At 61.0% G+C, this 11542-nt stretch carries 7 protein-coding genes and 1 pseudogene; 7 read left to right on the top strand and 1 reads right to left on the bottom strand.

Translation table 11 applies throughout. The annotated features are described in order from the left end of the window. Window positions 1-2: 2 nt before the first annotated feature. Window positions 3-1217, bottom strand: a complete 1215-nt coding sequence (locus tag M1D74_RS10940) for a glycerophosphoryl diester phosphodiesterase membrane domain-containing protein (RefSeq protein ID WP_458115340.1) — start codon at window positions 1215-1217, stop codon at window positions 3-5. Between the two features lie 301 nt (window positions 1218-1518). Here M1D74_RS10940 and mtrA point away from each other — a divergent pair, with 301 nt between their 5' ends. From mtrA to secA, 7 genes and pseudogenes are all read left to right on the top strand, one after another. Beyond that, window positions 1519-2196 (top strand): MtrAB system response regulator MtrA, encoded by a 678-nt coding sequence (gene mtrA / locus M1D74_RS10935; RefSeq protein WP_309071062.1) that lies wholly within the window; start codon window positions 1519-1521, stop codon window positions 2194-2196. A gap of 77 nt (window positions 2197-2273) precedes the next feature. Continuing rightward, a complete protein-coding gene (gene mtrB, locus M1D74_RS10930) occupies window positions 2274-3914 on the top strand; it encodes an MtrAB system histidine kinase MtrB (protein WP_458115339.1) in 1641 nt (546 codons plus the stop codon). Beyond that, a complete protein-coding gene (locus M1D74_RS10925) occupies window positions 3911-5608 on the top strand; it encodes an LpqB family beta-propeller domain-containing protein (RefSeq protein WP_309071064.1) in 1698 nt (565 codons plus the stop codon). The genes mtrB and M1D74_RS10925 overlap by 4 nt, the downstream gene beginning before the upstream one ends. A 75-nt stretch (window positions 5609-5683) precedes the next feature. Continuing rightward, window positions 5684-6628 carry a ComF family protein gene (locus M1D74_RS10920; RefSeq protein ID WP_458115338.1) on the top strand — a complete coding sequence of 315 codons (945 nt, stop codon included), beginning with the start codon at window positions 5684-5686 and terminating at the stop codon, window positions 6626-6628. Between the two features lie 110 nt (window positions 6629-6738). Beyond that, on the top strand, window positions 6739-7464 hold the full coding sequence (gene hpf, locus M1D74_RS10915; protein WP_309071066.1) for a ribosome hibernation-promoting factor, HPF/YfiA family: 726 nt from the start codon (window positions 6739-6741) through the stop codon (window positions 7462-7464). Window positions 7465-7492: 28 nt separating this feature from the next. Then, window positions 7493-8809 (top strand): annotated as a pseudogene (locus tag M1D74_RS10910) (winged helix-turn-helix domain-containing protein). Then, complete coding sequence (gene secA, locus M1D74_RS10905; RefSeq protein ID WP_309123612.1) at window positions 8793-11531, top strand: preprotein translocase subunit SecA; 2739 nt, start codon at window positions 8793-8795, stop codon at window positions 11529-11531. Before M1D74_RS10910 ends, secA begins: the two are co-directional and overlap by 17 nt. Window positions 11532-11542: the final 11 nt, after the last annotated feature.

Raw genomic sequence — 11542 nt, 5'->3', positions numbered from 1 at the left:
GCTCAAATTTCCGGTCCGCTGCGAGGGGGCGGGGGAGCGGAAGCTCCAGGGCCGCCTGCTGACTGCCCCGGGATGGGGGAGTAAGTGCCCTTTGCCCGGGCCTCGTTCTCGCGCAACAGGACGATGTCGAACCCCTCCCGCCGTATCCGGAGGTCCACGTAGAGCAGGGCTGTGACGCCCGCCTGGAACGCGAAGCCGACTGCGGTGAAGACAGCTGTCACTGCCTGGGCAATCAACAGCACCGGAAGGGACTCGAGCAGCGCCGCTTCCGTCGACGCGGGCGCGGTGGAGAAGGACCCGAATCCGAAAGCGAGGAACGAGACGGGCGCGGCCACAACCTGGGTGATGATCGAAACGATGATGGATGTCAGCACGAGGATGCCAAAGGTCCGCCACCAGTTGCCGGTTGTGAGTGTCCAGGACCGGCGAAGCGCTGCTATGGGGCCGACTCCTTCCAGCATCAGGGCGGCGGGAGCCATGACCCACTTGATGTTGAGCCAGATTGCAGCGGCGACTGCTGCAAGGACACCAATGATCACGATGGCAATAGCAGCGTCTTCGAGTGCCAGCGACAACCCCACCAGGATGAGTACGAGGACGACGACTGAAACCGTCCACAAAAGGAAAAGGATTGCTCCGAGGCCGATCAACGGGAGGATACGGCGGCCGGCGAGCTTCCATAGCTCCGCAAACCCTGTTCGTTCATCGAGTACCGCCCGGGCGATCGGAATAATCAGGACGCCCTGCAGGATGAGGACACCTACCGATGTCAGAAGGATCAGAACGGAACCGACCGAAAGCGCCGAGGCTACCAGCCCGGTCACTTCTGCCGACGATGCCGTGATCGGATCGAAGGTAGCTAGTGATCCTGTCAGGCCGATGGTCAGCAGAACAGTGAGAACAGCGACGATCACCTGGAACAGGATCGCCGTTCCGAAGGTCGAGAGGGGATTGCGGCGGCAGGCCTGGAATGCGCCGTCAAGTATCTCGCCGAGACCCAGCGGGCGCAGGGGAATGATGCCGGGCTTCGGTGGTGCCTGATATCCGTGGAAGTGGCCGGGCGGAGGGACCGGCCATCCGGGCTGCTGGCCCCACTGAGGCTGTTGCTGGTTCTGGCCCCACTGAGGCTGTTGCTGGTTCTGGCCCCACTGGGGCTGCCCGGACGGGGACTGCCATGGCCGGTCCTCTGGATTCCCTCCCGGGACGTTCCCGCTCATGCTTATCCCCTTACGCCTCATGTCTGTTCACTGCGCGCGATCCGGTCGAGCTGCCTCATGCTTCACAGCGCGATCTGTCGCGGCTCTTCCGGCACCTTCACCTAGAACTATAGTTACCGGCGCGGTCGATTCCGCCTGAACGCGATCACGTTCAGGGACTGCCCCGTTCCATTCTTCTCCACCGCCGGTTCGTCGGCAGTGGTTCCCGGGAAGTTTCCTGTAAATCGTCCTCTAGGATGACAAAGGCATGCCAGGCGCGCGCCGATGCGACATTGATGGGGCAATGGGAGAATATGAGGATATGAAGGCACGCATTCTGGTCATAGATGACGACGAAGCACTGGCTGAGATGATCGGCATCGTGCTGCGCAATGACGGGTTCGACCCGGTGTTCTGCGCAGACGGCGCGCAGGCGGTAGATGTCTTCAGAAGCACCAAGCCGGACCTCGTTCTTCTAGACCTCATGCTTCCAGGGATGGACGGCATAGAGGTGTGCCGGCAGATCCGCAATGAGTCCGATCTGCCGATTGTGATGCTGACTGCCAAATCGGACACGTCCGACGTCGTCCGCGGACTTGAATCCGGAGCTGACGACTATGTGCCTAAACCATTCAAGCCGGCCGAGCTGGTGGCGAGAGTCCGCGCTCGCTTGCGGCCGGGTGACCAGAAGGCACCTGAAACCCTGCGGATCGGCGAGGTCAGCATCGACGTGGCGGGGCACTCCGTAACACGGGCTGGGGAACGCATTTCTTTGACACCCCTTGAGTTCGACCTCCTCGTCGCCCTTGCGCGGAAGCCCTGGCAGGTATTCACCCGCGAGTTGCTGCTTGAGCAGGTGTGGGGGTACCGGCACGCAGCAGACACCCGGCTCGTTAACGTACATGTGCAGCGGCTGCGCTCGAAGATTGAGCGGGATCCCGAAGCACCGGAAATCGTACTCACTGTTCGCGGCGTCGGATATAAGGCAGGACAAGCGTAATTTTGGAAGGGCGTGCAGGTCGGTCCCTGAGCTCGGTGTCCACCGGCGCCGCGCGGGGCTGGCGGTGGGTTCATTCCATGACGGCGCAGGTCTCGCGGCGCTGGCGCCGGTCGCTGCTGTTCCGGACTGTGACTTCCACTCTGGTACTCACCGCCGTCGCGCTGATGGCTGTCGGCGCTTTCCTCTCCAGTCAGATCGCCAATGGGCTTTATCAGGAGAGGCTTGAGCAGTTCAAGGTTGAGGCCAGTGCCGGCTTGAGTGAGGTGCGGGAAATTTTCGCGCAGACTTCGGTCACCGACCGTGAGTCCACTGCCCAGTTGGTGCGCGATACCCTGCCCAGCCTCGAAGGCGGGGGAGCGGACGCGCCCAGGCAGTTCGTGCTCAACAGCGTGCCCAATCAGGAAACCCCTATCTTCGTGACACCGACCGCGAGCTCAAATCTGGTGGAGTCCTCAGCCATTCCGGACGCTCTCGCTGAAGCCGTCCGGAACGGGGACGACCAGTACTGGTCCCCAATTACCCTCGCCACTTCCGCATCCGGCACGGAGTTCAACGTGCCCGGTATCGCCTTCGGCACCAAGGTGACACTGCCTCCCGAGCAGACGGAATACTCGCTGTACCTCATCTACGATCTGTCCTCGATGCAGGCCACTCTGGACTACATCCACGGGGTCACCTGGATCGGCGGGACGCTGCTTCTCGTGACCATCGGCGCCATCGTCTGGCTCGTCACGAGGAGCGTGGTGGGTCCCGTCAGCCATGCTGCGCTGGTTTCCGAGAAGCTGGCCGCGGGACAGCTACAGGAGCGCATGGAGACTCAGGGCGAGGATGAAGTCGCGCGGCTGGGGGCTTCCTTCAACCATATGGCCGCCAGTCTCCAGGACCAGATCACCCAACTCGCCCAGTTGTCGCAGATGCAGCAGCGTTTTGTTTCCGATGTCTCGCACGAGCTGAGGACGCCTCTCACCACAGTCCGCATGGCGGCCGAGGTACTGCACGACGCGCGCCAGGACTTTGATCCCGTGAATCGGCGATCAGCGGAGATTCTTTATAACCAGGTGGAGCGCTTTCAGGCACTGCTTGCGGACCTTCTGGAAATTTCCCGATTCGACGCAGGCGCAGCGGTGCTCGACGCCGAGCCGACGGACATCTTCCAACTCGTTCATCACGTCATTGAGGGAACGAAGCCGCTGGCAGAGAGTCACAACTCCGACGTCACGATCATTTCGAGTGAGTCCAAGTGCGTGGTGGACGTCGATCCCCGGCGGATTGACCGCATCCTGAGGAATCTAGTTGTCAACGCCCTGGAGCACGGCGAAGGAAAGCCAATCAACATTTATATTGCCTCCAATCCTGATGCAGTGGCGGTGGCTGTTCGGGATCATGGCATCGGTATGACTCCGCTCGATGCAGCCCGGGTATTCGACAGGTTCTGGCGAGCTGATCCCGCTCGTGCGCGGACAACCGGCGGCAGCGGGCTCGGGCTCTCCATCGCCACCGAGGATGCCAGGTTGCACGGTGCCTGGCTCCAGGCCTGGGGTTCACCCGGAGAAGGTTCCTGCTTCCGCCTCACTCTGCCCAAGCGCCGGGACTCAGTGCTGAAGGTCTCGCCGCTTCCGCTCCCGCCGCGCCAGGCCGCCCTGCCTCCCGGACGGAACGCCGGCACCACCCCCGACGCTGTGCCGTCGATGCACGGAGTTCCGGGAGGGGACCAATGAGATGCGCTGACCGTTCCCTGCGAGCCATTGCAGCGCTCTCGCTTCTTGGGATGCTGGGGGCCTGCTCGGCAATTCCGACGGCCGGACCCGTGGGCACCATCGAAGCCACGGCCGAGGCTGAAACGGATGCTCTCTTCGTCAACAACCCGGCGCCCCCGCGCGAGGGTGCAAGCGCAACAGAGGCGCTCTCCGGTTTCCTCGTAGCGGGAATCGGTGTGTCCGAGAACTACAGTGTGGCTCGCGAATACCTGACGCCCGCGCTGTCGCAGGTCTGGGAGCCCGAGGAACAGATAACGATCTACCGGTCGGATCCCAAGATCAGTTCCACTCCTACTGAAGGCCAGCTGCAGCTGCAGGTGGAGGTCGCCGGATACATTGATGCCGCCGGCATTCGAAGGGACGTGGGTCCGGGCACCACTGAGACCATCACAGTGCGGATGGAACAGGTCCGAGGACAATGGCGGGTTGCGGAGATACCCAGCGGAATCATGATTTCGGCGGCGGACGCGGAGATTCTCCTGCAGCCGCATGAGCTCTACTTCTACAGCAGTTCCTACCGGTACTGGGTGCCGGATGTTCGCTGGTTCGTGAATCGTCAGGGCATTGCCACCAACATAGTCCAAGCGCTGATCGATGGCCCGGCACCGTATCTGCAGGGGGCAGTGACCAGTGCTTTCCCTGAGAACGCAGCCCTCGCCGTTGAATCCGTTCCGATCGAGTCAGGAACGGCTACGGTCGATTTCACCGCTGATATACGTACGGCGACGGATAACCTGCGGCGCCTGCAGATGGAACAACAGCTGAGCGTCACACTGTCCGGGCTGAATACGGTGAACTCAGTGGAGCTTCGCGCCGGCCAACCCATACCAATCGAACCTGATCCCGACCTGGTGCAGCCTGAACTGAATTCAGCCGTGCCAAGCAGGCAGGTCGTGCTCAGCGAGGACGAACTGGCTTTTTTTGAGGGCGGCCAGCTCATCTCCGTGGAAGATGTGCCGTCCATAGCGGAGTTCGACCCCGTGGACCCGGCTATGTCCTATGACGGCAGAAATTTCGCCTTTCTCAACGAGGACCGCACGGAGTTATTGGCTACAGGTGAAGGACAGACGGTAAGGGCGGTCACAGCCGGCTCGAGCTTGACGACACCGAGCTATGACCCAGCCAACTGGATCTGGACGGCGGGTACATCAGACGGACGGTCATACATTCGCGCCGTTCCGCCCGGCGGAAGCGCGAGCAACGCCGTTGAGGTCCTCGCGCCGTGGCTCGGCAACAGGACCATCAGTGAAATCAGGATCTCGCGCGACGGGGCTCGGGCACTTATCGTTGCCCAGCAGTCGGGGCAGAGCCAATTGCTGCTGTCCGGGATCAGCCGGAGCGAAGACGGTGTACCAAAGACACTGAGTGATCCTGTGTCACTCAACCCGCCCGGGACAATCGACACAGCAAAGTGGGTGACGGAAACCTCTGTTGTGGTTGCTGATACTGCAAGCGAAGGACCAGTGACGGTCACGCTGATCCCATTCGCCGCCGAGGCAGACGATTACCTGCCACTCGAAGGGCTGGAGCATCTCAGCGCCGGTACGGGACGCACCAATGTCTATGCTCAGAGCGGTGACAGTATTTGGGGGGTAGTAGGTAATACCTGGACAGACCAGAGCGTTACGGCACGCGATCCCGCTTTTGCCGGATAATCCTTAGGCCGGGTCTATTATCCACACTGTGCTGGATTCGTTTTTCTCCGTCTAGCGTTGTGGGACGGTGGAGACATGCGGCAACGACTGGAGCGATATCTGGACGAGGCGCGTCTGCATCCTCTCTGGGATCGGACCGGTGGGGCGCTGCGGGAGTTCTGGTCCTTGATTCTGCCCACGGAATGCGTGGTTTGTGAGCAGGCTGACAGCTCATTGTGCGTTGATTGCGCAGTGATTCTGCGGCGGGCAACAGTGCGCCCCTTCCGAGCGGAGCACGGAGCGGAGGGATTGCCGGAAGCGGAAGCTGGGCTTGCGGTCTCCTTAAACCCGGCTGTGCATCTCTTTTCCCCTCTACCCGTCGTCGCTGCCGGCGAGTACGCCAAGGCGGTGGCGGCCGCCATCCTGGCATTCAAGAACCACGGCCACACTGACATCGCACGCTGGCTTCAGGCTGCGCTTGCCGGTGCTCTCCATGACGCCAGGTGGAGGCTCTGCGGGGACTATGAACACGTGCTGCTCATTCCTGTTCCTTCCCGGGGTGTCTCTATCCGGCGGCGTGGCTATGACCCGTTGGGTCTTCTGCTCGGTGGTCTGGCCAAGCGACGGGAGTTCCCGGCTGGAACAAGGGTTGTCGGTGCGGTCCGACTCAGCCGGCCTTCGCTTGGCCCGGCAACCCTTGTGCCGGACGGATTGTCCCAGAAGTCTCTTGGGCGGCGAGGCAGGCGCCGGAATGTGCATGGCAGCATGGAGGCATCTCCGATGATCCGGAACATCCCAAAGGGTGCGCCCTGCCTCATCGTCGACGACGTCCTGACAACGGGCGCCACCATCGCCGAGACTGCACGCGTACTTCGTGCCGCCGGAATCATCGTGGCGGGTGCTGTCGTCGTCGCTGCAACTCCCGCCCCACGCGGAGAGAATCAGGCGACGGTTACGGCCTTTCCAGCTTCCGTAGAGGGAGCTTCCAGCGAACCCACCGAAAAAAACCGGCGGGTAGGGGTGAATTCAAACAACGGGTGAACTACCGTGAAGTATGGGTATCACAACGAAGACAGTTACCCATCGACAGCGGCTGGAAGGAGCACATCCTCGGCCGCTGTTGTGTCACCTGAGCGATTTTGGAGGGCACTATGGAATTCATGATCAACGGACGGAACCTCGCAGTCTCTGACCGATTCCGGGAATACGCGGAAGAGAAGATCGACAAAATCGAACAACTGGGGGACAAGGTCCAGCGGCTTGACGCAAAAGTGACGAAGGAACCAAACGCGCGTCAGGCAGACAGTGCACTTACGGTTGAGCTCACCGTTCTGCAGAAGGGTCCGGTTATCCGGGCCGAGGCATCAGCTGCGGACAAGTTCGCCGCGTTCGACCTCGCATACAGCAAGTTGCTCGAGCGGCTTCGCAGGGCGCGGGACCGTCGGAAGGTACACCACGGACGGCACACACCCGTAGCAGTCCGGGAAGCGACTGCCACGCTGGAACCCGCCAGCACGGAGCAACCCATCTATGCGGCATCTGCCAATCACACGGGCAATACCGACGCTGACACCGGCGATCAAACCGGATACGAAATTGACACCGACATCCCGGCGGGCGATTCACCGGTCCTTATCCGTCGGAAGGTCTTTTCGGGAACCCCGATGAGCCTTGACGATGCGGTCGACAATATGGAGCTTGTCGGCCACGATTTCTACCTTTTTGTGGATTCACAGACGGGTGCGCCCTCGGTTGTTTACCGGCGACAGGGTTGGACCTATGGAGTGATCACGCTTGACTCTAAGTGCGCGGACGGTCCCGAGGACCCGCACGAGGAGCTCGTTGCATACCGAGCGCGAGAATCGGCAACCGCCTGAGGACTGAACTGGCACCTATGATCGAGCAATGACCCTTTCCCTGACTCTCCTCCAGGCACGTCGGATTGCGCTGGAGGCGCAGGGACTGGCACGGGAGCGGCCCACCAGATCCCCGGGAACACGGGAGGTGGGCCGTACCCTTGCCCAGCTGCAACTCCTTCAGATCGACTCCGTCAACGTACTCTCGCGAAGCCACTACCTGCCCCTTTTCGCTCGCTTGGGCCCGTACGATCGATCGATCCTCGACCGGTTTTCGTCCCGGGCTCCGCGGCGTCTGGTCGAGTATTGGGCGCACGAAGCCAGCCTGATCTTGCCCGAGCTGTACCCCTATCTTGTCGCAACGCAGAGCCGGAAATGGGCGGGCGCATCTTCCCTTCCCACGGATACCAGACAGGAACTCAGTAGGAGGATCCTTGAACTGTTAGGTACGAGCCGGCCACTGACTGCAGCGCAGGTTCAGGATCGGATCGGCCATACCGAAGTGAAGACTTACGATCGATGGGGCTGGAACTGGAGCTCGGTGAAGAGGGTACTTGAGGACCTCTTTCAGCATGGGCTCATTTCATCGGCGGGCAGGACCGCGCAGTTTGAGCGCCGCTACGCGCTGACGAAGTAGGTTCTGCCGAACAGGTCGCTGGCCGGGCTGGAGGTTCCGGCGGAAGACGCTTACCTGCACTTGACGGAACGCGCTGCCCGCGCGCTCGGGGTTGGTACCGTCCGGTGCATTGCGGACTATTTCCGCATACCCATCAAGGCGGCGACCGCGGCTATCCATACCCTCACACAGCGAGGGACTTTGGTTCCGGTTTCGATTGACTCCTGGGCACAGCCCGCCTATAGATATGCCGGATCCGTCTTGCCCCGGGCTGCAACAGGCAGAGCGCTCCTCAGCCCCTTTGACTCGGCTGTCTTCGAACGTCGGCGGCTCGAGGCGCTGTTCGACTTCCACTATCGCCTTGAGATATACACTCCGGCAGAGAAACGCAAGTATGGCTATTACGTGCTTCCCTTCCTCCTCAGAAACTCTATGGTTGCGAGGGTGGATCTCAAGGCGGACCGTGCTCAGAATCAGCTGCTGGTGCGGGCTGCCCACGGCGAACCTTCTGCACCGGCAGACACCGTCGTCGAACTTGCAGCGGAACTGGTTCTCATGGCTGGCTGGCTGGAACTCGACGAAGTGGTGGTTGAACCGCGGGGAGATCTGCACCAGCCGTTGGCTGCCCATCTGGCCGAAGAGTACGGGTGGGAACTAAATCGGGGGACAGCACGTCTCTCACGTAGACTGATTTCGCCAGGAAACGGCGTACCTAGATTGGGAGCAAAAACCAGTGCCATCACTTCTTGAACGAGTCCTTCGTACCGGCGATAAGAAGACACTGAAGCAACTCCGCAACTACGCCGACGCGATCAACGTACTCGAAGACGAATTCCGCGCCCTCAGTGACGAGGAGCTGCGTGGAGAAACCGACAAGCTGAAGAAGCGTTATCAAGACGGCGAAACCCTCGAGGCGCTGCTGCCCGAAGCATTCGCAGCTGTGAGGGAAGCCGCCGGCCGCACACTCGGACTCCGCCATTTCGACGTCCAGTTGATGGGCGGCGCAGCCCTGCATCTCGGAAACATCGCTGAGATGAAGACGGGTGAAGGCAAGACGCTCGTCGCGACTGCGCCCGCCTACCTGAACGCACTCACGGGTAAGGGCGTCCACGTCGTCACAACGAACGACTACCTGGCCGAGTATCAGTCCGACCTGATGGGCCGTGTCTTCCGTTTCCTCGGACTGAGCTGCGGATGCATCCTGTCCAAGCAGGACCCTGCTACCCGACGAGCACAATACGCAGCGGATATTACCTACGGCACGAACAACGAGTTCGGGTTTGATTACCTGCGCGACAACATGGCCTGGAGCGCAGCAGAGCTGGTTCAGCGTGGGCACAATTTCGCGATCGTCGATGAGGTGGATTCGATCCTGATCGATGAGGCGAGGACGCCGCTGATCATCTCGGGTCAGGCATCCGGAGACGTGAACCGGTGGTATACGGAATTCTCCAAGGTCGTCACTCGGCTCACGAGGGAAACCGACTATGAAGTCGACGAGAAGAAGCGGACCGTCGGTGTTCTCGAGAGCGGCATCGAGAAGGTTGAGGACTACCTCGGGATCCACAATCTTTACGAATCGGCGAACACGCCCCTGATCGGGTTCCTCAACAATGCGATCAAGGCCAAGGAACTTTTCAAGCGTGACAAGGACTACGTCGTTCTCAACGGCGAAGTCATGATTGTCGACGAGCACACCGGTCGTATCCTTGCGGGCCGGCGCTACAACGAGGGAATGCATCAGGCGATCGAGGCCAAAGAGGGCGTCGAGATCAAGGCAGAGAACCAGACTCTGGCTACTGTCACGCTTCAGAATTACTTCCGTCTCTACGGCAAGCTTTCGGGCATGACAGGCACAGCTGAAACCGAGGCGGCCGAGTTCATGGGCACCTACAAACTGGGTGTCGTTCCCATTCCGACCAACCGGCCCATGGTCCGTGAAGACCGCTCTGACCTCATCTACAAGAATGAAGTCGCCAAATTCGATGCTGTCGTCAAGGACATCGTGGAGCGTCACGAGAAGGGCCAGCCGGTCCTGGTTGGCACTACCTCGGTCGAGAAAAGCGAGTATCTGTCCAAGCAGTTGGCCAAAGCAGGCATTCGCCACGAGGTCCTGAATGCAAAGAATCACGCGCGTGAGGCAGCGATTGTCGCACAGGCGGGGCGCAAAGGTGCAGTCACCGTAGCAACCAATATGGCGGGTCGCGGTACGGACATCATGCTCGGCGGAAACGCGGAGTTCAACGCGGTCGCCGCGATGGAGAAGAAGGGCCTTCACCCGGCCGAGAATCCTGAAGAGTACGAGGCGGAATGGCCGAAGGCACTCGCGGAGGCGAAGGATGCGGTTGAGGCCGAGCAGGAAGAGGTCCGAGAGCTTGGCGGGCTTTACGTGCTCGGTACTGAACGGCATGAATCCCGCCGTATCGACAACCAGCTGAGAGGCCGTTCCGGCCGTCAGGGTGACCCCGGTGCATCCCGCTTCTACCTGTCGCTCACCGACGATTTGATGCGTCTGTTCAACTCCGGTGCCGCTGAGCGCATCATGAACAGCTCGTCAATGCCCGACGACGTCGCCCTCGAATCGAAGATGGTATCCAAGGCTATTGAAAGCGCTCAGGGCCAAGTCGAAAGCCGCAACGCCGAGCAGCGCAAGAACGTTTTGAAGTACGACGACGTTCTCAACCGGCAGCGCGAAGCGATCTACAGTGATCGGCGACGAATCCTGGAGGGTGACGACCTGCACGAGAAGGTCGAGCACTTCCTGGAAGATGTCGTCACCGCAATGGTCGACGAAGCCACGGCCCAGGGCCACGGCGACGATTGGGACTACGAGCTTCTGTGGAGCAACCTGAAGACGCTCTATCCGATCAGCCTGACCATCGACGAAGTAGTTGAGGAAGCCGGCGGAAAGTCGAAAGTTACCCGGGACTTCCTTCACGCGGAGATCCTGTCGGACGCAAAAGTGGCCTACAAGCAGCGGGAGGAAGCTCTCGGTGAAAAGTCAATGCGCGAGCTGGAGCGCCGCGTAGTGCTCTCCGTGATCGGTCGAAAGTGGCAGGAACACCTGTATGAAATGGACTACCTGAAAGAGGGCATCGGCCTTCGGGCCATGGCCCAGCGTGATCCGCTCGTTGAGTATCAGCGCGAAGGTTTTGTGCTGTTCCAAGCCATGATGGAAGCCATCCGCGAGGAGAGCATTGGCTACATCTTCAATCTCGAGGTTGAGGTTACCCCCGCCCAGCAGACCGGGCTCCCAGGAGTGGCGGATGGTCGCGGACTCGTGGGCACCCCCACTATCAAGGCTGCAGGTCTTGAGGCACCGGAGAAGCCGGCCAGCTTGGCATTCACCGCCCCCAATGCGCAGGGCGAGGTGGAGACCCGGGTTGAACGCAGCGGAAGCGCCTCCGACGGGGATGCAGTGAAGGGCGGACGGGCCGAACAGCGCGCAACGGCAAAGCGCCGACGGAAGTAGCTCGGGCAGGA

The sequence above is a fragment of the Arthrobacter sp. D2-10 genome (assembly GCF_054161285.1).
The sequence above is the reverse complement of the archived record's forward strand: the minus strand, read 5'-3'. Positions and strand labels throughout refer to the sequence as shown.

What these genes read in the sequence shown, in the direction of transcription:
- mtrB (WP_458115339.1), top strand. Translation starts at nt 2,274, where the DNA reads ATGACGGCGCAGGTCTCGCGGCGCTGGCGCCGGTCGCTGCTGTTCCGG.
- M1D74_RS10940 (WP_458115340.1), bottom strand. Translation starts at nt 1,217, where the DNA reads ATGAGCGGGAACGTCCCGGGAGGGAATCCAGAGGACCGGCCATGGCAG.
- M1D74_RS10925 (WP_309071064.1), top strand. Translation starts at nt 3,911, where the DNA reads ATGAGATGCGCTGACCGTTCCCTGCGAGCCATTGCAGCGCTCTCGCTT.
- hpf (WP_309071066.1), top strand. Translation starts at nt 6,739, where the DNA reads ATGGAATTCATGATCAACGGACGGAACCTCGCAGTCTCTGACCGATTC.
- mtrA (WP_309071062.1), top strand. Translation starts at nt 1,519, where the DNA reads ATGAAGGCACGCATTCTGGTCATAGATGACGACGAAGCACTGGCTGAG.
- M1D74_RS10920 (WP_458115338.1), top strand. Translation starts at nt 5,684, where the DNA reads ATGCGGCAACGACTGGAGCGATATCTGGACGAGGCGCGTCTGCATCCT.